Origin of the sequence: Luteibacter sp. (genome assembly GCF_035539195.1) — a bacterium.
In the GTDB taxonomy this organism is placed as follows: Bacteria; Pseudomonadota; Gammaproteobacteria; order Xanthomonadales; family Rhodanobacteraceae; genus Luteibacter.
The window spans coordinates 60,549-86,487 of record NZ_DATLIW010000039.1 but is presented as its reverse complement, the minus strand read 5'-3'; the positions used below and the strand labels follow the sequence as shown (position 1 = coordinate 86,487).

The 25,939-nt window shown below is 66.4% G+C and carries 21 protein-coding genes and 1 other RNA gene; 3 read left to right on the top strand and 19 right to left on the bottom strand.

From position 1 onward, the window contains the following. Positions 1-399: 399 nt before the first annotated feature. The 16 genes from lpxC to rnpB all read right to left on the bottom strand — a co-directional run bounded on the left by lpxC (position 400) and on the right by rnpB (position 18,015). A complete protein-coding gene (gene lpxC, locus VM621_RS17275) occupies positions 400-1,311 on the bottom strand; it encodes a UDP-3-O-acyl-N-acetylglucosamine deacetylase (protein WP_325470200.1) in 912 nt (303 codons plus the stop codon). A 317-nt stretch (positions 1,312-1,628) separates the two neighbouring features. Further along, positions 1,629-2,813, bottom strand: a complete 1,185-nt coding sequence (gene ftsZ / locus VM621_RS17270) for a cell division protein FtsZ (RefSeq protein ID WP_325470199.1) — start codon at positions 2,811-2,813, stop codon at positions 1,629-1,631. Between the two features lie 132 nt (positions 2,814-2,945). After that, on the bottom strand, positions 2,946-4,181 hold the full coding sequence (gene ftsA / locus VM621_RS17265; protein WP_325470198.1) for a cell division protein FtsA: 1,236 nt from the start codon (positions 4,179-4,181) through the stop codon (positions 2,946-2,948). A gap of 8 nt (positions 4,182-4,189) precedes the next feature. Continuing rightward, the gene (locus VM621_RS17260) at positions 4,190-4,930 is read right to left on the bottom strand and encodes a cell division protein FtsQ/DivIB (RefSeq protein WP_325470197.1); all 741 of its coding nucleotides are present in this window, start codon (positions 4,928-4,930) and stop codon (positions 4,190-4,192) included. Beyond that, positions 4,927-5,901, bottom strand: a complete 975-nt coding sequence (locus VM621_RS17255) for a D-alanine--D-alanine ligase (protein WP_325470196.1) — start codon at positions 5,899-5,901, stop codon at positions 4,927-4,929. The genes VM621_RS17260 and VM621_RS17255 overlap by 4 nt, the downstream gene beginning before the upstream one ends. Beyond that, the gene (murC, locus tag VM621_RS17250; protein WP_325470195.1) at positions 5,901-7,340 is read right to left on the bottom strand and encodes a UDP-N-acetylmuramate--L-alanine ligase; all 1,440 of its coding nucleotides are present in this window, start codon (positions 7,338-7,340) and stop codon (positions 5,901-5,903) included. The genes VM621_RS17255 and murC overlap by 1 nt, the downstream gene beginning before the upstream one ends. Then, on the bottom strand, positions 7,337-8,434 hold the full coding sequence (murG, locus tag VM621_RS17245; protein ID WP_325470194.1) for an undecaprenyldiphospho-muramoylpentapeptide beta-N-acetylglucosaminyltransferase: 1,098 nt from the start codon (positions 8,432-8,434) through the stop codon (positions 7,337-7,339). Before murG ends, murC begins: the two co-directional genes overlap by 4 nt. Next, positions 8,431-9,654 carry a putative lipid II flippase FtsW gene (ftsW, locus tag VM621_RS17240; RefSeq protein ID WP_325470193.1) on the bottom strand — a complete coding sequence of 408 codons (1,224 nt, stop codon included), beginning with the start codon at positions 9,652-9,654 and terminating at the stop codon, positions 8,431-8,433. The genes murG and ftsW overlap by 4 nt, the downstream gene beginning before the upstream one ends. 5 nt (positions 9,655-9,659) lie before the next feature. Then, on the bottom strand, positions 9,660-10,742 hold the full coding sequence (mraY, locus tag VM621_RS17235) for a phospho-N-acetylmuramoyl-pentapeptide-transferase (protein WP_046968252.1): 1,083 nt from the start codon (positions 10,740-10,742) through the stop codon (positions 9,660-9,662). Next, positions 10,732-12,096, bottom strand: a complete 1,365-nt coding sequence (locus tag VM621_RS17230; protein ID WP_325470192.1) for a UDP-N-acetylmuramoyl-tripeptide--D-alanyl-D-alanine ligase — start codon at positions 12,094-12,096, stop codon at positions 10,732-10,734. The genes mraY and VM621_RS17230 overlap by 11 nt, the downstream gene beginning before the upstream one ends. Next, positions 12,093-13,586 (bottom strand): UDP-N-acetylmuramoyl-L-alanyl-D-glutamate--2,6-diaminopimelate ligase, encoded by a 1,494-nt coding sequence (locus tag VM621_RS17225; RefSeq protein ID WP_325470191.1) that lies wholly within the window; start codon positions 13,584-13,586, stop codon positions 12,093-12,095. The genes VM621_RS17230 and VM621_RS17225 overlap by 4 nt, the downstream gene beginning before the upstream one ends. Beyond that, positions 13,583-15,391 carry a penicillin-binding protein 2 gene (locus tag VM621_RS17220; RefSeq protein WP_325470190.1) on the bottom strand — a complete coding sequence of 603 codons (1,809 nt, stop codon included), beginning with the start codon at positions 15,389-15,391 and terminating at the stop codon, positions 13,583-13,585. The genes VM621_RS17225 and VM621_RS17220 overlap by 4 nt, the downstream gene beginning before the upstream one ends. Further along, a complete protein-coding gene (gene ftsL, locus VM621_RS17215) occupies positions 15,388-15,660 on the bottom strand; it encodes a cell division protein FtsL (RefSeq protein WP_325470189.1) in 273 nt (90 codons plus the stop codon). The genes VM621_RS17220 and ftsL overlap by 4 nt, the downstream gene beginning before the upstream one ends. Beyond that, positions 15,657-16,580, bottom strand: coding sequence for a 16S rRNA (cytosine(1402)-N(4))-methyltransferase RsmH (gene rsmH / locus VM621_RS17210; protein ID WP_325470188.1), 924 nt, complete (start codon positions 16,578-16,580; stop codon positions 15,657-15,659). Before rsmH ends, ftsL begins: the two co-directional genes overlap by 4 nt. 44 nt (positions 16,581-16,624) lie before the next feature. Continuing rightward, positions 16,625-17,071, bottom strand: coding sequence for a division/cell wall cluster transcriptional repressor MraZ (gene mraZ, locus VM621_RS17205; protein ID WP_325470205.1), 447 nt, complete (start codon positions 17,069-17,071; stop codon positions 16,625-16,627). A 577-nt stretch (positions 17,072-17,648) separates the two neighbouring features. After that, positions 17,649-18,015: RNase P RNA component class A (gene rnpB / locus VM621_RS17200), an RNA gene on the bottom strand. A gap of 92 nt (positions 18,016-18,107) precedes the next feature. Here rnpB and rsmI point away from each other — a divergent pair. The 3 genes from rsmI to VM621_RS17185 all read left to right on the top strand — a co-directional run bounded on the left by rsmI (position 18,108) and on the right by VM621_RS17185 (position 21,253). Further along, entirely contained in the window at positions 18,108-18,935 is an 828-nt protein-coding gene (gene rsmI, locus VM621_RS17195; protein ID WP_325470187.1) for a 16S rRNA (cytidine(1402)-2'-O)-methyltransferase, read from the top strand. 112 nt (positions 18,936-19,047) lie between these two features. Further along, entirely contained in the window at positions 19,048-20,850 is a 1,803-nt protein-coding gene (locus tag VM621_RS17190; RefSeq protein ID WP_325470186.1) for a penicillin-binding protein activator, read from the top strand. Positions 20,851-20,878: 28 nt separating this feature from the next. Beyond that, positions 20,879-21,253 carry a YraN family protein gene (locus VM621_RS17185; protein WP_325470185.1) on the top strand — a complete coding sequence of 125 codons (375 nt, stop codon included), beginning with the start codon at positions 20,879-20,881 and terminating at the stop codon, positions 21,251-21,253. Positions 21,254-21,366: 113 nt separating this feature from the next. On the opposite strand, the gene VM621_RS17180 is transcribed toward VM621_RS17185, so the two are convergent. From VM621_RS17180 to VM621_RS17170, 3 genes are all read right to left on the bottom strand, one after another. Then, the gene (locus VM621_RS17180) at positions 21,367-22,041 is read right to left on the bottom strand and encodes an HAD family hydrolase (RefSeq protein ID WP_325470184.1); all 675 of its coding nucleotides are present in this window, start codon (positions 22,039-22,041) and stop codon (positions 21,367-21,369) included. Positions 22,042-22,131: 90 nt separating this feature from the next. Continuing rightward, on the bottom strand, positions 22,132-24,822 hold the full coding sequence (locus VM621_RS17175; RefSeq protein WP_325470183.1) for a putative bifunctional diguanylate cyclase/phosphodiesterase: 2,691 nt from the start codon (positions 24,820-24,822) through the stop codon (positions 22,132-22,134). A gap of 113 nt (positions 24,823-24,935) precedes the next feature. Further along, positions 24,936-25,712 carry a TenA family transcriptional regulator gene (locus VM621_RS17170; RefSeq protein WP_325470182.1) on the bottom strand — a complete coding sequence of 259 codons (777 nt, stop codon included), beginning with the start codon at positions 25,710-25,712 and terminating at the stop codon, positions 24,936-24,938. Between the last annotated feature and the right edge of the window lie 227 nt (positions 25,713-25,939).

Below are 25,939 nucleotides of genomic sequence, written 5' to 3'. Positions count from 1 at the left end.
CGGCCGGGGCCGACGACGGCACCACACAACGGCTCTCCTTCCACTCGACCGTATCGTCGTGAGAGACCTTGGCGTCCACCCTCGAGGCGAGTTCCGCACAAGTGGAGCGGCCGTAGGCCAAATAGGTACATGGGCCGCGGTCAGCGGCCTTTCCTTGTCGAACGCGGAGGACCTGTTTGAGCAGCGAGGGTGGGCGCCAAGGTCTCCCCGCGAAACGCCCAAGTGTACAAAGCGACGGCGCAGCCGAGCCCGCGAGGCCGAAGGCGAGCGAGGTGCAAGGTGCGAAAGAATGCCCGGCATGCCCAGCACCCGCCCCCGGTAATCCGCGAAGAACCACGAAAAAGGCCGCGATTCGCTCGCGGCCTTTCTGCTATGACGGGAGCCCCGGAGGGCCGCGCCTCAAACCGCGTGAGCGGGCTGGGCGTAGGAGATCGGCGCCTTGGCCGGGTCCTTGAAGCTGACTTCTTCCCAGGCGGTGGCGTCGGCCATCAGGCTGCGAAGGAGCTTGTTGTTGAGCTCATGACCCGACTTGTGCGCGGAGTACGCGCCGATCAGGCTGTGGCCCAGCATGTAGATGTCGCCGATGGCGTCGAGGATCTTGTGCTTGACGAACTCGTTGTCGTAACGGAGACCGTCTTCGTTGAGTACGCGGTAGTCGTCCAGCACCACGGCGTTGTCCATCGAGCCGCCGAGCGTGAGGTTACGCTCACGGAGCATCTCGATGTCGCGCATGAAACCGAACGTACGGGCGCGGCTGACTTCCTTGACGAACGAGGTCGTCGAGAAATCCATCTCGGCCTGGGAATTGCGCTTGTTGAACAGCGGGTGGTCGAACTCGACCGAGAAACCCACCTTGAAGCCGTCGAACGGCTCGAGCTTGGCCCATTTGTCGCCGTCCTGGACGATGACCGGCTTCTTGATACGGATAAAGCGCTTCGCGGCTTCCTGCTCTTCGATACCAGCGGACTGGATAAGGAAGACGAAGGGGCCGGCGCTGCCGTCCATGATGGGGACTTCCGGCGCGGAGAGGTCGACATAGGCGTTGTCGATACCCAGGCCAGCCATGGCCGAGAGCAGGTGCTCGACCGTAGAAACGCGAACGTCGCCGTTGATCAGCGTGGTCGAAAGACGCGTGTCGCCGACGTTCTCGGGACGCGAATGCAATTCGATCGGTGGATTGAGATCGGTGCGACGAAACACGATGCCGGTGTTCGGCGCCGCGGGACGAAGCGTCATGTACACCTTGTCGCCGGTATGAAGGCCGACGCCAGTGGCGCGAATGATGTTCTTGAGCGTGCGCTGCTTAATCATATTGGGTCAAACCTTAGCCGGCAGCAGCCTTAAGTGGCGGATATGCTAACACAGTCTTAACCTCGGGCCAGACAAACCGAACGGCACAGTACAGCAACGCTTCACTGTTCCTTCAGTATCAGCAGTTAGCCGCTCAGCAGTCGTGAGACTGCAAGCAACGCAATTCAAGCAATTGAAAATATTGAACTATTTTCCCGTCATCGGGGCAACACCCCGCCGCCCGGACGGGATCGGCGGCGGAGCGTCGGGCGTCCCGGCGTCATGCCGGGGCAGCCTCACGTTTTCCTTAACGTGCCTCTCGTTCCACGTTTCGGCAATCAGTCGGCCTGGCGGCGCAGGAACGCCGGGATATCCAGGTAATCGATTGCCGGCTCGGCGCCCTTCGACGGTGCCGGCTCCGACCGCGTCGACGAAACGACGTCGGGCTGCGCGTAGTCGACCACTTCGTTGCCGGTACCGGTACGCAGCACGACCGGACGCGGGCGCTGCCGCATCTCGACCTGCTGCTGCACCGGCTGACGCACCGGCTGCTTCGAAGCCACGCCCGCACGGTTCAGGCCGGTGGCGACCACGGTCACGCGAACGTCGTCCTGCATGTCCGGATCGAGCGACGTGCCGATGACCACGGTGGCGTCTTCCGAGGCGAAGTCGTGGATGACGCGACCGATCTCGTCGAACTCGCGCATGGTCAGGTTCGGGCCGGCGGTGACGTTGACGAGGATGCCGCAGGCGCCGTTGAGGTTCACGTCCTCCAGCAGCGGGTTATTGATCGCCGCCTCGGCCGCAGCCTGGGCACGATCGTCGCCCCGGGCGGTGCCCGAGCCCATCATCGCCATACCCATTTCGCTCATGACCGTGCGGACGTCGGCAAAGTCGACGTTGATCAGGCCGGGGGCCGTGATCAGGTCGGCGATGCCCTGGACGGCGCCCTGGAGGACGTCGTTGGCCGCCTTGAAGGCATTGAGCAGGGTCACTTCGCGACCGAGCACCGAGAGGAGCTTCTCGTTCGGCACCGTGATCAGCGAGTCGACATGCTGCGAGAGGTCTTCGATGCCCTTGAGGGCCACCTGCATGCGGCGACGACCTTCGAACGGGAACGGCTTGGTCACCACCGCGACGGTGAGGATGCCCTTCTCCTTGGCGAGCTGGGCAACCACCGGCGCCGCGCCCGTACCCGTGCCACCGCCCATGCCGGCGGTGATGAAGACCATGTCCGCACCTTCGAGCATTTCCTCGATGCGCTCACGGTCTTCGAGCGCGGCCTGGCGGCCGACTTCCGGGTTGGCACCGGCGCCGAGGCCCTTGGTGACATTGCCGCCGAGCTGCAGGTGCGTGCGCGAGCCGCAGGACTTCATCGCCTGCGCGTCGGTGTTGGCGACGACGAACTCGACGCCTTCGATATTGGAATTGACCATGTGGGCCACGGCGTTACCGCCACCGCCGCCCACGCCGATGACCTTGATGACCGCGTTCGGTGCCAGCTTTTCGATGAGTTCAAACATTTCCCGTCCTCCGCAGAACTTTTAGTTTTTATGGTTTATGTCCCAAGTCCGACTCCTGTCGGCCATGGGTTGCGGGCCATCCTCTTGCCCCGGCGCCCCCCTTCCATCGGGCACCGACAATCCGCTCGACGCTTAAAAATTCTTGGTGAACCAGCTCCGGAACTTCTCGACCACATTGCCGACGTTACCGACGGCCGAGCTCGTGTTACGCGAGGCGCCGGTCGACCGCGAACCATGCAGAAGCAGGCCCACGCCGGTCGAATGCAACTCGCTGGATACGACATCGCCCAGGCCCGACACGTGCTGGGGCACGCCGATACGGACCATCTTGTGGAAGATTTCTTCCGCCAGCTCGAGCGCGCCTTCCATGCGCGAGGCGCCACCGGTGAGCACGATGCCGGCGGCGACGAGGCTCTCGTAACCCGAGCGGCGCAGTTCGTCCTGCACCATCTCGAAAATTTCCTCGTAGCGCGCCTGCACCGACTGCGCCAGCGCCTGGCGAGCCAGGCGACGCGGCGGACGATCGCCGACGCTCGGCACCTGGATCGTTTCTTCCGCATGCGCAAGCTGGGCGAGCGCGCACGCGTACTTGATCTTGATCTCTTCCGCGTGAGCGGTCGGTGTGTGCACGCCATAGGCGATGTCGTTGGTGACCTGATCGCCACCGACCGGAAGCGACTTGGTGTAACGAATCGCGCCCTGCGTGTAGATAGCGATATCCGTGGTGCCGGCGCCGATGTCGACCAGGCAGACGCCGAGTTCAAGTTCGTCCTCGGTCAGTACCGCCTTTGCGCTGGCGACGGCTGCCGGCACCAGCTCGTCGACCGAAAGACCACAGCGCTGGATGCACTTGGAAATGTTCTGCACCGCGCTGGCCGCACCGGTGACCAGGTGCACGCTGGCTTCCAGGCGCACGCCACTCATACCGACGGGGTGGCGGATGCCGTCCTGGCCATCGATGCGGTACTCCTGCGATTCCTTGTAGAGCACCTTGCGGTCGGCCGGGATGGCGACCGCGCTGGCGGCTTCGAGCACCTGCTCCAGGTCGGCGGCCATGACTTCGCGGTCGCGGATGGCCGCGGTGCCGTGCGAGTTGCGCGTTTCCAGGTGGCTGCCCGAAATCGAGGCGTAGACCGAGCGGATGTCACACCCGGCCATCAGCTCGGCTTCTTCCACGGCGCGCTGGATCGAGTGCACCGTCGATTCGATATCGACCACCGAGCCGCGCTTCATGCCGCGCGACACATGGGTGCCGATGCCGATGATCTCGATCGGTTCGCCCGGCTCGTATTCGCCGACGATCGCGACGACCTTCGACGTTCCGATGTCGAGGCCGACGACGAGCTGTTTGTCGTTCTTGTTTCTCATGGTTTAGCTCAGCTTCCGACCTTGGGTGCGGCCGTGGTTTCCGGTTCCGGCCACCGGATGGCGAATCCGTTGGTGTAACGAAGGTCGGCATAGGCGAAACCGCCACGCCGACCGGCGACGAGTTGTGGGTAGACATCGAGGAAGCGGGCGAGACGACGGTCGGCCTGGTCGCGATCGCCGATGACGATCTCGGCACCGCTTTCCGTGGTGACGCTCCAGCTACCGCGTTCGCTCAGGCTCACGCCGACGATGGCGAGCTGCGCCCTGCCCTCGAACGCCTTATGAGCCTGCGCGTAGAAGCTCACGACTTCGGCCAGTCGCGAATCCGGGCCGCGCAGGCGCGGCAGGTCGCCCATCTGGTCGGCACCCGGAGCGTCGAAGACGAGGCCCTGGCGGCTGATCAGACGGTCCTCGTTCCAGCGCGCGAACGGCTGGCGCTCGTAGATGCGGACCAGGAGCGTGTCGGGCCAGCGCTTGCGCACTTCCACCGACTCCACCCAAGGCAGCGCGCCGATCGCATGGCGCACGTCTTCCAGATCGGTCGCGAAAAAGCCTTTGCCCAGCCGCGGCAACACGGCGCTGCGGATCTGTTCGGCGCTGACATGCGCGAACTCCGCCTCGACCTTGATGTTCGTCACCGGCCAGCGACCGGCGGCGAACCAGCCCTGCATCACGCCGACCACGGGCAATACCACCAAGGTGATGGCGATACCCCAGGCGACGATCCGCGTGGCGGCGGCTCCCTTCATGCCTTCGCACCCTCCCGCTGCATGGAGGTTTCGAGGACGCGCCAGCAGAGAGCCGGGTAATCCAGGCCCGCGACGGCGGCGGCTTTCGGGACGAGCGAATGCGAGGTCATGCCCGGCGCGGTGTTCACTTCGAGCAGCCAGTTCTTGCCGTGGCGGTCGCGCATCACGTCGACGCGGCCCCAGCCGAAGCAGTCGAGCGCATCGAACGCGGTCAGCGCGAGGGCGCGCATCTCGTCTTCGGCGGTGCCGGCAAGGCCGGGCACGATGTACTGGGTGTCTTCGGCGATGTACTTGGCGTTGAAGTCGTAGTACTCGCCCTTGTAGTCGATCTTGATCGTCGGCAGCACCTCGCGGCCGAGGATGCCGACGGTGAACTCGCCACCTTCGTCGTCGCCGCCTTCGATCAGGGTTTCCATCAGCATGTCGCCCGGATACCGGCGAGCGAGTTCCACGGCGGCATCGAGGCCGGCTTCGTCGAACACGCGCGTCACGCCGACGCTGGAGCCTTCCCATGCGGGTTTCACGATCAGCGGGAAGCCTACGTCGCGCGCTGCGGCGTGGACGTCGGCACCACGTGGCAGCGCGCGGAACCGCGGGGTCGGCAGGCCGAGGGCGATCCACACCTGCTTGGCGCGGACCTTGTCCAGCGACAGTGCCGAGCCGAGCACGCCGGAACCGGTATACGGCACGCCGAGCGACTGCAGTGCACCCTGGAGCTCGCCGTTCTCGCCGCCGGCGCCGTGCAGGATATTGAACACGCGGGCGAAATGACCGGCGCGCACCGCGTCCAGCAGGGCCGGAATACCATCGATGGCATGCGCATCGACGCCGCGCGAGCGCAGCGCCGCGAGCACGCCGCGACCGGAGGCGAGCGAGATCTCGCGTTCGGCGGAACTACCGCCCATCACCACGGCGACGCGGCCGAAATCGGCGGCGTCGGTGACCAGGCGGGGGAAACGTGTGTCTTCCATTACTTCTTGCTCCTCAGATGGCCGGCGTTACCCAGCTCGATAGCGGCTGCACCGATGTCACCGGCACCGAGCAGCATGATCAGGTCGTTGTCGCGCACCAGCGCGGACAAGGTGTCGCGCAGATCGCGCGGGTGATCGACCAACACGGGGTCCGTCTTGCCGCGCGCACGGATGGCGCGGGCAAGCGCCTTGCCGTCGGCCCCGGCGATCGGCGACTCGCCTGCCGGATACACCTCGGTCAGGACGAGTACGTCCACCTCGGCGAGCACGTTGGCGAAGTCGTCGAGCAGGTCGCGCGTGCGGCTGTAACGATGGGGCTGGAAAGCGACGACCAGGCGGCGGTCCGGCCAGCCGCCACGGGCGGCGGCGAACACGGCCGCGAGCTCGCGCGGATGGTGGCCATAGTCGTCGACCAGCAGCGCGCTGCCGCTGTCGAGCGCGACTTCGCCGCGACGGTGGAAGCGGCGGCCGACGCCCTCGAAACGGGCGAGCGCACGGGCGATCGCTTCGGCCTCCACGCCGAGCTGCCAGCCCACCGCGGCCGCGGCAAGCGCGTTCTGCACGTTGTGCCGGCCCGGCAGGTTGAGCGTGACCGGCAGTGTGCCGGCCATGCCCGGCAGGTGCAGGTCGAAGTGCATCTCGAAACCGATCTGGCGCACGTTGGTCGCGGTGACGTCCGCGCCCGGCTTGTCGATCGCGTAGGTCAGCATGCGGCGCGAGGTGTCCTGCGCAAGCAGGGCCGTTTCCTCGTCGTCGATGCACAACACGGCCATGCCGTAGAAAGGCAGGCGGTGCAGGAAGTCGCGGAACGCCTTCTTCACCTGGGCGAAGTCGCCGTTGTAGTTCTCCAGGTGGTCGGCGTCGATGTTCGTCACGACCGCCATCACCGGCGAGAGCATCAGGAACGAGCCGTCCGATTCGTCGGCCTCGGCGACCAGGTACTGACCGGTACCGAGCCGGGCGTTCGCCCCGGCCGCATTGAGCTGCCCGCCGATGACGAAGGTCGGGTCGTAGTCCGCTTCGGCGAGAACGCTGGCAACCAGGCTCGTCGTCGTCGTCTTGCCATGCGTGCCCGCGATCGCGATACCGCGCCGGAAGCGCATCAGTTCGCCGAGCATTTCCGCGCGCGGCACCATCGGCACGCGGGCGGCCTGGGCGGCGACGATCTCGGGGTTGTCCTGGCGGATCGCGCTCGAGGTGACGATCACGTCGGCGCCGTCGATATTCGCGGCGCTGTGGCCGATATGGACTTCCACACCGAGCCTGGCCAGCCGTTCGGTGGTCGGCGACGGCGCACGGTCGGAACCGGACACGCTGTAACCGAGGTTCTTCAGTACCTCGGCGATACCGCTCATGCCAACGCCGCCTACGCCGATGAAGTGGACACGGCGGAACGAGGTCATGAAATCGTCGTGGGCGCGCAAACGACCGGGCGTCATGCGGAAACCTCCATGCAGTGACGTGCAATCGTTGCTGCTGCGTCGGGCTTGGCCAGCGTACGGGACGCATTGGCCGCGGAAAGGATGTGCTGGCGATCCTGCAGCATGCGCGACAGGATGACCGCGATTTTCTCCGGACCGTCGGACGAGGCGGCCACGGCGTCGGCAAGTAGCAGGGCACCGCCGGCGTCGACCATGGCACGCGCATTCGCCGTCTGGTGATCGTCGACGGCATGCGGGAAAGGAACGAGCAGGGCTTCGAGCCCGGCGGCGCAGAGTTCGGCGACGGTCAGTGCGCCGGCGCGGCAGACCGCGACGTCGGCCCACTCGTAAGCGCCCGCCATGTCATCGATGAAGGGCACGACGTTGGCGTGCGTGACGCCTGCCGCCGCATACGCGGCACGTGCTTCCTCGAGGCCACGCTCGCCGGTCTGGTGGACGATTTCCGGCTCGCCGGCGCCGAACCCCGGCATGCCACGCATGAAGGCGAGCGCCTTGGGCAGCGCGAGATTGAGCGTGCGCGCACCGAGGCTGCCGCCGAGCACCAGCAGGCGCGGACGGCCGTCGCGCTGTGCGAGGCGCTGATCGGGCGCCGGCAAGGCGGCGATTCGCGCGCGCACCGGGTTACCCACCCACTCGCCGTTCGGCAGCACATGGGGGAACCCCGTGAGGACCTTCTTCGCGAACGAAGCGAGCTTGCGGTTGGTGAAGCCGGCGACGGCATTCTGCTCGTGCACCACCAACGGGATACCCGCCAGGCGCGCGGCGACACCGGCCGGACCGGCCACATAGCCGCCCATCGACAGCACGCAGCGCGGACGCAGCTTGCGCAGCAGTTTCAGCGAGGCGAACAGGGCGCGAGCGAGCATGAACGGCGCCAGCAGGCGGGTCGCCACGCTCTTGCCGCGCAGGCCGCCGACGGCGACGGTGTGCAGGTCGAGGCCGTGGGCCGGCACGACGCGCGTTTCCATGCCGCCTTCGGCGCCGAGCCAGGCCACCGGCACGCCGCGCGAGCGCAGCTCGTCGGCCACGGCGAGCCCCGGGAAGATGTGTCCCCCGGTACCGCCGGCCATGATCAACACGGGGGCGTTCATGCCATGCCCCCGAGCGGCGCGGCCGAGTTCGGCACGGCGTTCGCCGGCAGGCGCACGGCGGTCTGCCGCGCATCTTCGGCGCGGTTGATCTCGAAGGTCGCGCGCAGGAGCACGCCAACCATGGCGCAGGTCATCAGCACGGACGAGCCGCCCGAGCTGATCAGCGGCAGGGTCAGGCCCTTGGTCGGCAGCACGCCGAGGTTCACGCCGATCGAGACCATGGCCTGGAAGCCGAGCATCAGCGAAATGCCGTAAGCGACGTAGCCGGAGAAGCGATGACCCAGTTCGACACCCTTCAGGCCCATGTACAGGCCACGGCCGACCAGCACGATGTACAGGAAGATCACCAGCACGATGCCGGCCAGGCCCAGCTCTTCGGCGAGCACGGCGAGAATGAAGTCCGTGTGTGCCTCGGGCAGGTAGAAGAGCTTCTGCACGCTCGAACCCAGGCCGACCCCCGTCCATTCGCCACGACCCACGGCGATCAGCGCCTGGGTCAGCTGGAAGCCGTCGTTGAACGGATCCTTCCAGGGATCGAGGAACGAGGTGAGGCGCTTGATGCGGTAGTCCTCGGCGGTCGCCGCGTAGATCAGCGCGGGGACCAGCGGCGTCGCGAGCACCAGCAGGTTGCGCATGCGCGCGCCGGCGAGCCAGACCATGCCGACGGTGGTGGCGACGACCAGCGCGGCCGAGCCGAAGTCCGGCTGGGCCAGCAGCAGGAGCACGATGAAGCCCGCGACGCCGACCGGCTTGACCACGCCGAACAGCTCGTATTCCACGCCTTCGCGGTGGCGCACGAGATAACTGGCGAGATACGCGACGAGGATGAGCTTCACCGCTTCGACCGGCTGGAAGCTCGTCACCAGCAGGTTCACCCAGCGGCGCGCGCCGTTGATGCGCATGCCGAACACCGGCAGGAACACCATGAGCAACATGATGATGCCGAACAGCAGGAGCAGGAAGCTGTGCTTCTCGAGGGTCTTCAGTTCGGTACGCATGGCCGCGGCGGCGAGACAGCCGCCGAGGACCAGGAACACGAGATGGCGCTTGAGGTAGTAGAACGCACCCTGGTGCGAGCCGTCGGCCACGGCGATCGAACTGGAGGTGACCATCACCACGCCCAGCGCCGCGAGTGCGAGCGCGGCCAGGAGCAGCGGGAGGTCGAAGCTCCCCCGCGGGCCCTGTCGGCGTTGCGCCTGGTTTTTGCCGAAGCCAAACATGATTCTCAGCGCACCTTCAACGTGGCCAGACCGATAAGCACCAGCACGACGCTGATGATCCAGAAGCGAACGATGACCCGGGGTTCCGGCCAGCCCTTCAGCTCGAAGTGATGGTGGATCGGCGCCATCCGGAAGATCCGCTTGCCGCGCAACTTGAAACTGGCGACCTGCAACATGACCGAGGCGGTTTCCATCACGAACACGCCGCCCATCACCAGCAGCACGATCTCCTGGCGCACGATGAGGGCGACGCAACCGAGTGCGGCGCCGATGGCGAGCGCGCCCACGTCACCCATGAAGACCTGGGCCGGATACGTGTTGAACCACAGGAAGCCGAGGCCGGCACCGGACAGCGCGCTGCAGAAGATCGCCAGCTCGCCCGCGCCGGGAATGGCCGGGATGCCGAGGTACTCGGAGAACAGCTTGTTGCCGGCAAGGTAGGCGAAGATGCCCAGCGCGCCGGAGACCAGCACGCTCGGCATGATCGCCAGGCCGTCCAGGCCATCGGTCAGGTTCACCGCGTTGGAAAAGCCGACGATGATGAAGTAGCCGATCACCACGAAGAACAGGCCCAGCGGCACCGCCACCTGCTTGAACAGGGGCACGTACAGGGCGATCTCCGCCGGCGCCTGATGCGTCTGGTAGAGGAAGACGGCGGCGGCCAGGCCGAACACCGACTGCCAGAAATACTTCCAGCGGCTGGCCAGCCCGCGGCTGTCCTTGAGCACCAGCTTGCGGTAATCGTCGTAGAAACCGATGACGCCGAAGGCGAGCGTGACCAGCAGCACCACCCAGATATAGCGGTTGCCGAGGTCGGCCCAGAGCAGGGTGGCGATGCCGATGGCGAAAAGGATCAGCGTGCCGCCCATGGTCGGCGTGCCGGCCTTGGAGAGGTGGGTCTGCGGGCCGTCGCTGCGCACCACCTGCCCCGCTTTCAGCGCGGCCAGCTTACGGATCAGCGCCGGGCCGAGCAGGAGCGACACGGCCAGCGCGGTGAGCGCCGCCATGATCGCGCGGAAGGTGATGTACTGGAAAAGATGCAACGACGTGAAGTGCCGAGCCATCCATTCCGCCAGTTCAAGCAGCATCGGATGCTCCTTCAGCGTGTTTCTTCATTGCCGCCACGACCCGATCCATGCCGGACGAGCGTGACCCCTTCACGAGGCAGGTCACGCCCTCGTGGATCTGCGTGCAGGCGGCCTCGATCAGCGCCTCCTGTGTCGCGAAATGTTGCGCGCCCGGCCCGAACGCTTCGACTGCCGCGGCCGACTTGATCCCCGTGGCGAGCAGGCGCTCGATGCCACGCTCGTGTGCGAACTTGCCGATGCCGGCATGCAGCTTGATCGTTTCCGGACCCAGTTCGGCCATGTCGCCGAGGATCAGCCAGCGCTCGCCACGGGCGAGCGCCAGGGTATCGATGGCGGCGGCGGCGGAACCCGGATTGGCGTTGTAGCTGTCGTCGATCAGTGTCCAGTTTCCCTGCATGGCTTCCAGGTTCAGGCGGCCCGCCACGCGCGGCACCTGCTCGAGACCTTCGACGATGACATCGACCGGAACATCCAGGGCCGTCGCGATGGCCGCCGCGGCGAGCGCGTTGGCGACGTTGTGGCGGCCGGCCATCGGCAGGTGCACATCGCCGTCGCCGTGCGGCGTCGACAGCACGAAGTGCGTCCCGTCGATGCGCTCCTCGATGATGTCCGCGCCGATATCCGCGCGGTGCTCCAGGCCGTAACGAAGTATCTTGCGGGTACCGGCGAGGTTGGCGAAGAAGCCGGCGAAACGTGTGTCGTCGGCATTGATCACCGCGACGCCGTCGACGGGCAGCGACTGATAGAGCGCGCCCTTGGTTTCGGCGACGCCTTCGATCGTGCCCATGCGCTCAAGATGCGCGGGCGCGATGGAATTGACGAGGCCGATATCGGGCCGCGCGATGGCAGCCAGGTAGTCGATGTCGCCCGGCTTGCCGGCGCCCATTTCGAGCACCAGGTACTGGGTATCCCGCGGCATCGCCAGCAGGGTCAGCGGCATGCCGATCTCGTTATTGAAGTTGCCGGCATTCACGTGCGTACGGCCATGGCGCGACAGGATGGACGCGGTCAGCGTCTTCACCGTGGTCTTGCCATTGGAACCGGTAATGCCGACCACGCGTACGCTGGTCTGGGCACGCACGGCGCTGGCGAGATCGCCCAGGGCGATCTGCGTGTCGTCGACGATCACCTGGGCAATCGCCACGTCGACCGGGCGCGTCACCAGGGCGGCGACCGCACCACGCTCTGCCGCGGCGGCGACGAAATCATGGCCGTCCACGCGCTCGCCCGGCAGCGCGACGAACAGGTCGCCGGCCTTCAGCGTGCGGGTATCGATGGAAAAGCCGGTCACCTCGACATCGGCGCCATGCAGGCGGCCGCGGGTCCACAGGGCGACGGCGGACAGGCGCATCATGCGCGGGCTCCTTTCGTGCTCTTGGCCATCGCCTCACGGGCGACGGCGAGGTCGTCGAAGGGCAACTTGCCCTGCGGACCTTCCTGATAGGTTTCGTGACCCTTGCCTGCGATCAGCACGACGTCGTCGGCTTTCGCATCGGCCAGGGCCAGGGCGATGGCCTGCGCACGGTCGCGCTCCACCAGCACGGTGTCGCGGTGCGCGAAGCCTTCCATGATCTGGGCGACGATGGTGTCGCCGTCTTCGGTGCGCGGGTTGTCGTCGGTAACGATGACCATGTCGGCCAGGCGCTCGGCGATCGCGGCCATGATCGGGCGCTTGCCCTGGTCGCGGTCGCCGCCGGCGCCGAACACGCAGATCAGCTTGCCCTTGGTGTGCGAACGCAGCGCCAGCAAGGCCTGCTTCAGTGCATCCGGCGTGTGCGAATAATCGACCACGACCAGCGGCTTGCGGCCGTCGCCGCCGAGGCGGCTCATGCGGCCGTTCACCGGCTCGAGCGCTTCCAGCGCGGCGTGGATACGGTCGAACGGTTCACCCAACGCGCCGAGGACGGCGGCGACGGCGAGCAGGTTGGCGACGTTGAAGCGGCCGAGCAGCGCGCTGCGCACGGTGCGCATGCCCCACGGCGTATTGAGGTTGAACGACAGGCCCTTGGCCGACGTCACGATGATATCGGCGCGGACCTCGGCATCCTTGTCGGTGCTTTCGCCCGCCATCGTGGTGCGCAGCTTCGCGATGCCCTCGCCGAGACCCTTGGCCAGTTTCGCGCCGAACGGATCGTCGATATTGATCACCGCGGCGCGCAATCCCTCGAAGGCGAACAGCTTGGCCTTTGCGGCGCCGTAGGCTTCCATCGTGCCGTGGTAATCGAGGTGGTCACGGGTAAGGTTGGTGAACACGGCCACATCGAACGCCAAGGCGTTGACCCGGCCCTGCTCCAGCGCGTGCGAGGAGACCTCCATGGCGACGTGCGACGCGCCGGCGTCGCGGAAGCCGGCAAGCAGGGCCTGCATGCTGATCGCGTCCGGGGTCGTGCGCTCGCCTTCGACGACCGCACCGTGCATGCCGGCGCCCAGGGTACCGACCGTGGCCGGCTTGCGGCCGAGGAAGGCCAGCGCCTGCGCGATGAGCTGAACCGTCGAGGTCTTGCCGTTGGTACCGGTAACACCGATCAGGTCGAGCGACTGCGACGGTTCGCCGAAGAAGCGGGCAGCGATGGCGCCGGTCTTCTCACGTAGTTTTTCCACCGCGATCACCGGCACCCCCGCGTCGATCGTCGTGAACGGCGGCTCGGCGAGGATCACGCTGGCGCCCTGCTCCACGGCCTTCGCCGCGAAGTCGATGCCGTGGCCCTTGCCGCCGCGCAGCGCGACGAAGGCTTCGCCTTCGGCGATTTGCCGGGAATCCAGCGAGAGCCCGGAAACGACGAGTTCGCCGGCACCCGAGGCGTCGGCGAAACCGTGAAGGAGTTCGGCCAGGGGCATGGTCATGGGACCACCTCTTCCGCCGCACTGTCGTCCGCCGGCGGCGGCGGTGCGTTCGCGGTGCCGATGAGGCCGCCCACGCTGGGCCCGCCGACATACCAGCGACCGACGTTGTCGGGCGGGATATCGAGCAGGCGCACGGCACCCTGCATCACCTGGGCGAAGGCCGGGCCGGCGACCGAGCCGCCGTAGTAATGGCCGCCCTGCGGATCGTTGATCACGACGACCGTTACCAGGCGCGGGGCGCTGGCCGGGATCATGCCGACGAACAGCGAGATGTAGTTCTTCGCGTAGTAACCACCCACGGAGAACTTGTGCGATGTACCGGTCTTGCCGGCGACGCTGTAGTTGGCGACCGAGGCGAAGCCGAAGCCGGTACCGCCGGGCTGCAGAACGGTTTCGAGCATCCGCACCAGCTGCTGGGCGACTTCGGGCGTGATGACCTGGTTCGGCGGGTTGTCCGCGCCCTTGATGAAGCTGGGCGAGCGCAGCGCGCCGCCGTTGGCGATGGCGGCGTAACCGGTAGCCAGCTGCAAGGGCGTCACGCTGAGGTTGTAGCCGTAGGCCATGCGCGACTTTTCGATCGGCTTCCAGGTCCGGCTGACCGGCAGGTAGCCGGCGGCTTCGCCGGGGAATCCGCTGCCGGTGCTGCTGCCGATGCCGAACGACTTCCACATGTTGTAGAGGAACTCGGTATCGAGCGTCATCGCGATCTTGGCCGCGCCGACGTTCGACGATTTGGTGATGACGCCGGTCGGCGTGAGCGTGCCCCAGTTGTGGGTGTCGCGCACCGGGTGGCCGCCCATCATCCAGGTACCCGGCGAGGTCTCGATCATCGGCGAGGTGGGTGTGTACTTGCCGCTGGTCAGCGCCGCGGCCATGGTGAAGGCCTTCATCGTCGAGCCCGGCTCGACCACGTCGGTGAGGGCACGGTTGCGGCGATCGTTCGGCGTGCTGCCGCGAACGGCATTGGGGTTGAAGGTCGGCAGGTTGGCCATGCCGAGCACTTCGCCCGTATGCACATCCATCACCACGATGGATCCGGAGTCGGCCTTGTTCTTGTCCAGCGCGTCCTTGAGCGCGCTATAGGCGAGATACTGGATGCGACGATCGATGGACAGCGTGATGTCGCGACCCGGCTGCGGCTCGCGCACCAGCTCGACGTCTTCGACGACGTGACCCATGCGGTCGCGGATGACACGCTTCGCGCCCGGCTTGCCGGCCAACCATTCGTCGAAGGCCAGCTCCAGGCCTTCCTGGCCGTGGTCGTCGATATTGGTGAAGCCCAGGATATGGCTGTTCACCGCGCCCGACGGGTAATAACGGCGGTACTCGCGTTGCGAGGAAATGCCGGGAATCTTCAGGTCGACGATCGCCTGCGCGTCTTCCGGACGCAGCTGGCGGGCGATGTACATGAATTCCTTGTCGGCGCGCGCGGCAATCTTCTGCTTGAGATCGTCCGCGTCGACGTGCAGCGCCTTGGCCAGCTCGGGAATGCGGTCTTCGTTCTCCAGCACTTCCGGCGGATTGGCCCAGATCGAGGCGACCGGCGTCGACACCGCCAGCGGCTCGCCGTTGCGATCGAAGATCGTGCCGCGCGACACGGCGATAGGCATCTCACGCAGGAAGCGGGCATCGCCCTGATCCTGGTAGAACTGCTTGCGCACCACCTGCAGGTCGAACGCACGGACAACGAGGCCGGTCGCGCATACGCAAAGCAGCGCCACGACCACGGTCATGCGCTTGCGCGGGCTCGGCCCCTGGCCGCGGCGGCGGCTCGGCACGACGGGCTTGCCGTAGCGGGCCTTCATCGACGCACCAGCTGGATGTCCTGCGGCTTCGGCGTCACCATGCCGAGTTTGGCACGGGCTTCCGCATCGATACGGCTGGGCTCGGCGTACGTGGCCTGCTCGAGCTCGAGGCGACCGTATTCGACGCCGAGATCGTCCTTCTGCGCCTGCATCTTCGAGAGTTCGACGAAAAGCACGCGGCTCTCATGGCGCGTCCACACCACGCCGATCGCGCTGGCGAGAACCGCCAGCAGCAAGATCGAGAGGCAGATCGCGCCGAAGACTTTCATGCGAGTTTCTCCGCGACGCGCAGCACCGCGGAACGCGAACGCGGGTTCGCGGCCACTTCGGCATCGGAGGGGAAGATCGCCTTGCCGATCGGCTTGAGGCGGGCCTGGCTGGCGGCCGGCGGCGGGCCGCGGCGATTGCCCTGCACACGGCCTTCGTGCGAACGGATGAACTGCTTCACCGTGCGATCTTCCAACGAGTGAAAGCTGATCACGGCGAGGCGGCCGCCGACCTTGAGCAGGTCGAGGGCGGCATCGAGGCCACGCTCGACGGATTCGAGTTCGGCGTTCACGCGGATGCGCAACGCCTGGAACGTGCGCGTCGCCGGATTCTTGCCGGGTTCGCGGCGGCCGACACAGCCGGCGACGAGGTCGGCGAGTTCGGACGTGCGGGTAATCGGCGCGGTGGCGCGACGCTCGACGATGACCCTGGCGATACGACGGCTGAAGCGTTCTTCGCCGAAGCGCCAGAGCACGTCGGCGATCTCGGCTTCATCCGCTTCGGCGAGGAAGTCGGCGGCGCTGATGCCACGCGTGGTGTCCATGCGCATGTCGAGCGGGGCGTCGGCCATGAAGCTGAAGCCGCGGCTGCGATCGTCGAGCTGGGGCGAGGACACGCCGAGGTCGAGCAGGATGCCGTCGAGGCCGCCTTCGAGCGCCGGCCACTCGCCCATGGTGGCGAAGTTCTCGTGACGCAGGGCGACACGCGGATCGGTGGCGAGGTCGGCTTCGGCCACGGCGATCGCCGTGGGATCGCGGTCCATGAGAAACAGGCGACCGTCGGTGGACAGGCGCGCGAGAATCGCCCGGGCGTGACCGCCGCGGCCGAAAGTCCCATCCAGATAGCGCCCGTTCTCGCGCAAGGCGAGGCCCTCCACCGCTTCGTCGAGCATCACAGGGATGTGCACATCGCGCCCCGCCATCGCCACATCCCGCTCCCGTTCCACCAAGACCTCGAATTAGTTCGTCACAACCGCAGTTCCGCCATGTCGTCGCTGATCTCGTCCTCGCCGATCGTTTGCCGGATCTTGGCGAGGTGGGCCTGTTCGCTCCAAAGCTCGAACTTGTTGCCCATGCCGAGGAGGACGGCCTTTTTTTCTATCCCGGCCGCCGAACGTTGGCTCGATGGAAGGAGGATGCGGGCCGCTCCGTCAGGCTCGACGATGGCCGCGGCACCCACCAGCTTCATCTGCAAAGCGCGGTGGACGGCCTTGACGCTGGGTAGCGCGTTGACCTGATCGCGGACCTGTTCCCATTCCGCGTACGGAAAGATCCAGAGGCAACCGGTCTCGAAGGGGTTGTAGGCAACGACCAGACGATTCGCACAGGCGTCGGCCACCAGATCCCGATACGAAGTCGGGATCGTCAGACGACCCTTGTCGTCGATCGTGATGGCTGTCTCACCTTGGAACATCTTCGTTGGCCGCCCCACCAAATCCCACGATTTCACACTGGGGCCCACGATAGTCTCGGGTCCTGAGACTGTCAAGGAAATTTTTCTTGTGAATCAAGGAGAAAGCTCACGTTCATCACCAATTCCAGCCGTTTCTGAGGAAGGGGCGGAAGGTGGTTGAATCATTGAGGTTTTTTACGAACGACCTCGGCGTTTCAAGGGCCCCGCAAAGGGGAATTCGAATGTGTGACTGAACTCACGTTCATGCGACGGTTGAGACCATCCGGAAGCCATGTGGAAACCATCTGGGAGCTATGTGGAAGCCATGCGGGAACGATGTGGGAACGATGTGGGAGCCATGCGGGAACCATGTGGGAGCCGCTTCAGCGGCGATGCTCTTTCTTCGCTGGGGGTGAAGCAAGCAACCTGGCAAGAGTCGCTGCTACGCAGCGGGTGTATTTGCCATTCGCCGCTGAAGCGGCTCCCACATGGCTCCCACATGGCTCCCGCATGGCTCCCGCATGGCTCCCGCATGGCTTCCACATGACTTATCAAGCAAAACGGCGCCGTCGTAAGACGGCGCCGTTTTACCGCGAAGAAAAGGAGTCGGCCTGTAAGCCGGGTTCTGTTCGTCTTGCGACGTGACAGTCATTCTTCTCGGCCTGGCGTCACCGCCAGGCTCTAGCAACCTACCCGGGAACGACGCGGGCCGCGTCATAGTCCCCTTATTTGGTCTTGCTCCGGGTGGGGTTTACCGTGCCATGCGACGTTAGCCCCGCATGCGGTGCGCTCTTACCGCACCCTTTCACCCTTACCTGATCCCCTTGCGGGGCCATCGGCGGTCTGCTCTCTGTTGCACTGGCCGTCAGCTCACGCTGCCCAGGCGTTACCTGGCACCCTGCCCTATGGAGCCCGGACTTTCCTCGATACGCCCGAAGGCGTGACGCGACTGTCCGGCCGACTCCACCGCCAATGATACATGGGGCAGCCTGGTCCAAGCACCATCGCCGATGCATCCGCTCCTACAATGCCCGGTCACCGCTCACGGATTCCTCCGATGTCTCTCTCCCGCCCCGGCATGCTCCATGTGGTCGCCACGCCGATCGGTCACCGCGACGACATCAGCGCGCGCGCCATCGAGACGCTGCGCCGGGTGAAGGTGATCGCCGCCGAGGACACCCGGCATACGCGCCCCCTGCTGCAGCACCTGGGCATCGACACCCCGCTGGTCGCCCTGCACGACCACAACGAGCGTACCGCCGTGGACGGACTGGTCGAGCGCATGCGCGCGGGCGACGACGTGGCCCTGGTCTCCGACGCCGGCACCCCCCTGATCAGCGATCCCGGCTTCCGCCTGGTCCGCGCCGTGCGCGCGGCAGGCCTTCGGGTGAGCCCGGTACCCGGTGCCAGCGCGGTCATCGCCGCGCTTTCGGTCGCCGGGCTACCCAGCGATCGCTTCATCTTCGAAGGCTTCCTGTCCGCGAAGGCCGGTGCCCGACGCGCCCGCCTGGGCGAACTGGCCGGCGAATCGCGCACGCTCATCTTCTATGAGTCGTCGCACCGCATCGTCGAGTCCCTCGAGGACATGCGCGACACATTCGGTGCCGACCGCGAAGCCGTGGTGGCGCGCGAACTCACCAAGATGTTCGAGACCGTGCTCGATGGCCCCCTGTCCGACCTGGTCGAGCGCGTCACGACGGACGCCAACCAGCAGAAGGGCGAGTTCGTGGTCATGGTGGCCGGACGCGAGGAAGGCGAGGACGAGCGGCTGGCCGAAGGCCTGCGCGTGTTTGCCATCCTCAAGGAAGAACTGCCGCCGGCCAAGGCGGCGAAGATGGCGGCCGCCATTACCGGCGCGCCTCGCAAGGCCCTGTACGGCAGTTGATCGCCGTCGCCATTCGCTGGACCGCCTCACATCGGCCTCGCGAAGCGATGGGCTATGATCCGGACGTTTCGGCGCCGGAAGGGCGCCGCCGTGCCGCCCAAGGAATCTTGCGATGCAACCGATCCGCGCCACCACTCTCAGCCTCCTGCTCTGCGCCGGTCTCGCTGGCTGCGTGACCCAGGGCGGCGTGAGCCAACATGGTTCCGCCCCCTCGGGTGACGCGACGCAGGCGGCGCAGGCGCTGTACACCAAGGGACAGTTCGACCAGGCCGCGCAAGCCTATCTCGCGCTGGCCGGCCAGGACGCCGCGCACCGGGACTACTACAAGCTGCTCGCCGCCGAAGCGTACCGCCAGGAAGGCGCGCTCGATCGCGCCGCACCCGTCGTCAGCGACATCCGTCGCTCGCACCTCGATGGCGAGGATGCGCTGCGCTTCGATGCCCTGCGCGCCGAGATCGCGCTGAAGAACAACGATCCCGCCGCCGCTCTTTCGTACACGGGCAAGCCGTCGTCGCGGGTGTCGCCGCAGATCGACCAGCGGCTGGCCGAGTTGCGCGCGCGGGCCCAGGCGGCATCGAACGATCCCTGGAGCGCCGCGCAGACCCGTGTCGAACTCGACGGACAGCTGCGAGGACTCGACCGTGAGCAGAACCGCAAGGAGATCCTCAACCTGCTCACCGGCATGGGCGCCCAGCCCCTTGCCGAACGCGGCGGCGCGCTGCCCGCCGGCGACCCGATGCGCCCCTGGGTGACCGAGGCGCAAAGCCAGCTCGGCAGCGTGACACGCTCGCCGGCGGTGCTCGACCAGGCGGTCGGCACGGTCACCGGCGACAAGGGCGTGCGCGAAGGCTACAAGGTACCGACCAAGGTCGCGCTGTTGCTGCCCCTCACCGGCCCGCTGGCCGGCGCCGGCGCAGCCATCCGCGATGGCTTCTTCACCAACTACATCGAAGCCGCGCACACGAACGCACCGCGCCCCGAGGTCGTCGTCTACGACGCCGGCAACGACGCGCAACATGCCGTCGCCGCCTACGACAAGGCGGTGGCCGAAGGTGCCCGCTTCGTCGTCGGCCCACTCAACCGTGACGGCGTGACCGCCATCTTCGCCAAGGGCGCCCTGCCCGCGCCGATGCTCACCCTGAACTACCCCAACGACAACAAGAACCTGCCCCCCGCGGGGGCGAACGAGTTCGGGCTGCTGCCCGAGACCGAGGGCGCCCAGGTTGCCGACCATATGGCCGACCGCGGCATGCGCAGCGCCATCGTCGTCATCTCCACCGACGATTTCGCCCGCCGTGCCGGCAACGCGTTCAAGGCCGAGTGGCAGGCGCGCGGCGGCACCGTGATCAGCCAGGCCACCCTGGATTCGGCGAGCATCGATTTCGCCTCCCAGTTGTCCGCCCCGGACAACCAGGATCCCGCCACCAGCGGCGTCTTCATCAGCATGAAACCCCAGCAGGCGCGCCTGCTGTTACCCCAGCTGCGCCTGGCGAAGATCACCCTGCCGGTGTTCGCCACCTCGCATGTCTACAGCGGTGGCGACGACGCCACGGCGGACCGCGACCTCGAAGGCGTCGAATTCTGCGACGCGCCGTGGCTGTTCGATGGACAGCCGGGCCTGCCCCGTCGCGCCGACCTGTCATCCGCCCTGCCCTCGACCAAGGGTGTTGCCGCGCGCCTGTTCGCCTTCGGCATGGATGCCTGGGGCCTGGTGCCGTACATCGACTGGATGCGCGGGCACCCGGGCAGTTACCTGCCGGGCGCCACCGGCCAGCTGGTCGCGGATGAGTTCGGACGCGTGCGACGCGTACTGATCTGGGCGCGCTTCACCGACGGCGTAGCCCACCCTGTCGCGGGTAGCCTCGAACTCGAAGCGCCGGCAGCGGCCCCCAACGTGGAAAGCGGCGGCGGCTGATTCCCGTCGGCGCGGCCGGGAGTGCCGCGTGACCGCCACAACGAGGAAAACCACCGCGCGCCGCGCCACCGGAGACCACTTCGAGGGCGCGGCGCTGTCGTATCTGCAATCGCGCGGCTTGCGCCTGGTACGGGCCAACTTTCTCTGCCGGCACGGGGAGATCGACCTCGTCATGCGCGACGGCCAGACCCTCGTGTTCGTGGAAGTACGCTATCGACGCAGTTCGGCATTCGGCGGCGCGCTGGGCTCGATCACGACGGCCAAGCGACGACGGCTGATCAGCGCGGCTCACCTATGGCTGGCCTGGCATCCGCACGATGCGCGGCGCCCCTGCCGCTTCGATGTGCTCGCGTTCGAGGGGGAGTCGGTGGAATGGGTGCGCGCGGCCTTCGAGGCCGCTTGAGCACCCATCGCCGCTGAAGCGGCTCCCACAGATGAAGCGGCTCCTACAGATGAAGCGGTTCCCACACGAAGGGTGCTGCATCGCCGACGGATCGGCTCCTGCAGACGCCGGCATCAGGCGGTGGCGAGGAACGCCTCGCGGCCCATCGTCGCCAGCTCGCCGACGGAATCGATGGTGATGTCGGGCGGGGTTTCCTGCAGCTCCGCGCCCGCCGCGGCGGCATAGTGCCCCTGCCTGACGAACACCGTGGTCACCTTGTCGCCCAGTAGTTTCTTCAGCGCAACGAGGATGCGTGGCTTGTCGTCGACCATGACATAGTGGTCGGCCGGGTAGCGCTTCCGCATGTCGTCGAGCATGTCTTCCTTGTGCACGTAAATGAGCACGTCCTCGCGAAAGGCATCCCACAACCCGGCCCGGCGGATCTTGCGCGGTTGGAACACGGTGTCGCCGTCGGACATGATCACCGGCCGGCCCAGGGTGCGAAGGTGATCGATCGCTTCGAGCACGCCCGGGAAGCGGCGCTCGTCGAAAGGATAGTCCAGCAGGAAGAACGACATCTCCATGAAGGCGAGGCTGCTGTCCTGGCCGCGCAGACGCTGCAACACGCCGAGGTAATCGGCGTAGCCGACCTGGTCGCGGATCTCCTTGTCGATCGCGTTGTAGCGCACCCGTCCGTCTTCGCCGAAGTCGCGCAGCAGACGGGCGGCCAGATCGGCGCTGAAACGGTCGTTGTCGATCAGGGTGTTGTCGACATCGAAGAGGAAAACGATGGGGTCGTGGGTGGACACGATGGATCCTTGCACGGGAACGTCCGGCTTATATGGGGATGCCCAGCGTGGACCGAAGGGGTCGCCGGGGTCTTGTACGAGCGGACCCGATCAGGCGCGGCGCGTCGGCACGAGCGACAGCCGGGTGCCGCCACTGGCCTTGGAGTTGGGCGCGAGCAGACGCTCGATCTCGTCTGGCGGCAGCGGACGCGAGTATAGAAACCCCTGGCCCTCCTGGCAGCCGGCGCGCAGCAGGAAATCGTGCTGGGCTTCGGTTTCGATGCCTTCGGCGATCGTGTGCAGGTCCAGGCTCCGCGCGATGGCGACCATCGCTTCGGTGATCGCCACGTCGTTGCCGTTGAGCGGCAAACCGGTGACGAAGGAGCGGTCGATTTTCAGATAGGCCACCGCCGGCAGTTTCAGATACGCCAACGAGGAATAGCCGGTACCGAAATCGTCGATCGCCACGCCCACGCCCAGCTTGTGCAGGGCGAGCATCGCGCGCTCGGTGTCTTCGCCCAGACGGAGGATCGCGCTCTCGGTGAGTTCCACGAGCAGGCGCTTGGGTGGTATCCCGGTGGTGAGCACGGCCTGGCTCACGCCCGCAAGAAACTCCGGGTGGCCGAACGAACCCGCCGAGACATTCACGGCCAGGCGAAGCGGAGGCAGTCGCGCGAGGTCCCATTGGCGCAGTTGCTCGCACGCGGTCTCCAGCACCCACTGGTCGATCTGGCGGATCAGGCCGAGACTCTCGGCAAGCGGAATGAACTCGTCCGGTCCCACGTTCCCGCGATCGGGGTGGCGCCAGCGGATCAACGCTTCCACGGCCACGATGCGGCCCGTCTTCATCTCCACACTGGGCTGGTACACCAGGTGGAACTCGTGCCGGGCCAGCGCCTGGCGCAGTTCCGAAGCGAGTTTCAGGCGACGCCGCGCGTCGGCATGCATCTTCGGTGTATAGAAGCGCAACGCGTTGCGTTCCTCGGTCTTGGCCACGTACATGGCCGCGTCCGCATTGGCGATCAGGGTGACCGCATCGTTGCCGTCCAGCGGGTAGCCGGCGATGCCGATGCTCGCGCTGACATACAGCTCGTAGTCGCCCAGGTCGAACGGGCGGGCCAGCGCGGCCAGCATCGCCTCGGCCACGACCAGCGCCTCTTCGCGCGAACGCAGGTCGGCGAGCAACACGGTGAATTCGTCGCCACCGATTCGACCGGCGACATCGTCGGGGGTCAGTTGCGCGCGGATGCGTTCGGCGACACGCATGAGCAACGCATCGCCCGTGGCATGGCTGTAACTGTCGTTGACGACCTTGAACGCATCCAGGTCGACGAAGAGCACGGCGATGGCACCGCGCTCATGCGCGGCCCGGGTGATCGCTTCGGCGCAGCGGCGCTCGAATTCGGCGCGCGTGACCAGGCCGGTGAGCGGATCGTGCGTGGCCATGTGCTGAAGGCGCTGGCGATCGGCCTTGCGCGCGGTGATGTCGGAGACGACGGCGACATAGTGTTGTGGGCGCCCTTCGCTGTCGCGAATGGTGCTGATGCTCATCAGTTCGGGATACGTACTACCGTCGGCACGCCGGCTTTCCACTTCACCGAGCCAGTTGTCGCCCGAAGCGATGTCTTCCCATAGCGACGCCGGCAAGGGACGGCCGTCGGGCAATGTGCGCGTGGCATCGAACCGCGTGCGCCGCAGTGCCTGCAGAGAGATGCCCGTGAGCTTGGCGTGCGCCGCGTTCGCCGTGGTCACCCGACGGTCGGCATCGGCGATGATCACGCCTTCGGCGATGCTCGCCAGGGCCTCGGCCGCGATCTTGCGCTCCTGCTCCATGGCCACGCGATCGGAGATATCGCGAACGATCGCCTGGCACACCTGGCGCGATCCCCAGACCACCAGGCTGCTTTGCGTTTCCACCGGCCGGCTGCTGCCATCCGCATTGCGCAGCACACCGGTCCCCGCGTGGTCGGAGCCTTCGACGAAGAGACTGGAAAGCTGCATGCCTATCAGTTCGGCGCGCGAACAACCTGACCAGGTCGCCGCACGCCGGTTGGCATCGAGGATACGGCCGCTTTCCTCGTCCACCATGAAGATGGCATCGGCGGCACTGTCGAACAGCAGGCTGTAGCGCTCCTCGGTGCCGCGGATGGTGGCGACGATACGGCCGGCCATGCGCAGCCAGAGCAGGGAAGCGAGCGCGGCGACGGCGAACACCGTGAAGAAGAGGACGCGACCGATCCACGAGGCGCCATTGGCGATATCGAGCGAGAAAGCCTTGGTCCGCGGTTCGACGTAGCTGTTGAGCGCGGCGATATGGGCGCGCTCCGCGTCGATCGTCGCGGCCGGCGGCGCGCCGGCGGCATACGCGCGATCGAGCCGGTCGGCGGTATCGGCGAGGTCGATCAGGCTGGCGTCCACCGAACGCCACTCCGTGACGGCTTCGCGCACATACGGCATGCCGGAAAAATACTGGAAGATGAAGACCATCCCGGGGATGGCTTCCGGAATCACCCCGCCGCGTGCGAAGGCGTCGTAAACATCCGCATGGACGAAGTCGCCGCTGGCAATCGCATCGCGTGCCCAGCGGTCGGCCATGAGTACATCGTAGTTTCGCCGGAATCCGGCAAGGTCCGCCGGACGACCGTGCGTGGCATATTCGTCGAGGTCGATGACGGCCTGCTTCTGCGCCTTCGACCAAAGACTCTCGCCGTTGAGAAACCCGGCGAGAGTCACTTGCGTCTGTAGCGCCACCCACGTCAGGGCGAGGATGAGGCCAACGACCGCAACGAGCGCGTAGGCCAATGGCCTCAGACGCCTCGAAAGGGGCAGTTGATGATTGGCCTCAACGCGTTGCATCGCTTCCTCAGATCCTCATCCGGTCGTGATAGTGCGCCACATGGTGCCCAACTTGCGAGTTACGCGGCTGCCTCGTTCCACTTGCGGATCGACGCCGTGGCATCCATGCACCGATCCAGCGTAATACTCATGCTGACGTAGCTGCGACGGACACATTCCCTGATGTGCTCGATCTGGTCCACCGGAGGATTCGTCCCCAGCAGGGTGCAGACGATCTCCAGCGCTTCCCACGGATGTGTATCGTCATAAGCGGCGTGAAGCTGAAGCCAACGCAGCCCGGCTTTGCGGCCCGTAATCGGCAGGCTTTCGGCGTAGGTCACGCTTTCATAGACGATTTGCGACCAATCGCCGGTTGCCCCCTCCACCGCATAATTGGTCGCGGCGATACCCGCGGCCAGCGAATCGTCACGGCTCACTTCCTCGCACCACTGGGCCAGGGCCTGCGTACCTTTGGGCGGTTCGGCCCGGAGCACGTCCTCGCGGGACACCCCGGCGCTCTCGGCCCAGTTCAGCCAGTACTCGGCGTGATTCTGTTCCACCCGGATGTTACGCACCAGCCAGCGGCGAGCGAGGTCGTCGCCCGGGCTGCGGCCGTAACGCGTCTTCAGGAGGCTGTGCGACATATAGCCGGGGAAGCGTTCGATGACCGGCCAGACACCGATCATGAAGTTGCGGGTGGTTTCCGGATCGAGGGTGGCGGCGATCATCGCCGACCACATCTCATGGCCGACGATCTGCCGCCGTGTGTCCTCGCAGGACGAAACCATGTCCTGTGCCCAGAGCGGATAGCTGGCGATGTCGGTCTGTGAGCCGGTCAGTTCGAAACGAGCGTTCATATAGATCTCCCAAAGGATCTGCTGCCAATTGAAGGTCGAGGCAGGCCCGGGCGACCCGCGGCCCGCCTTGCCGGCCCCGTTGCGGGGCCGGACGACCATTAGGGCACAATCGCTACGGCACATTTTCGGCAATTTCGGCCATGGCGGCCGTCGCAGAGGCCGCTTGCGTGTAGCCCATTCGTCATGGACACAGTCGTCACCGCGGGGTCTATCGTTGGCATCCCGAA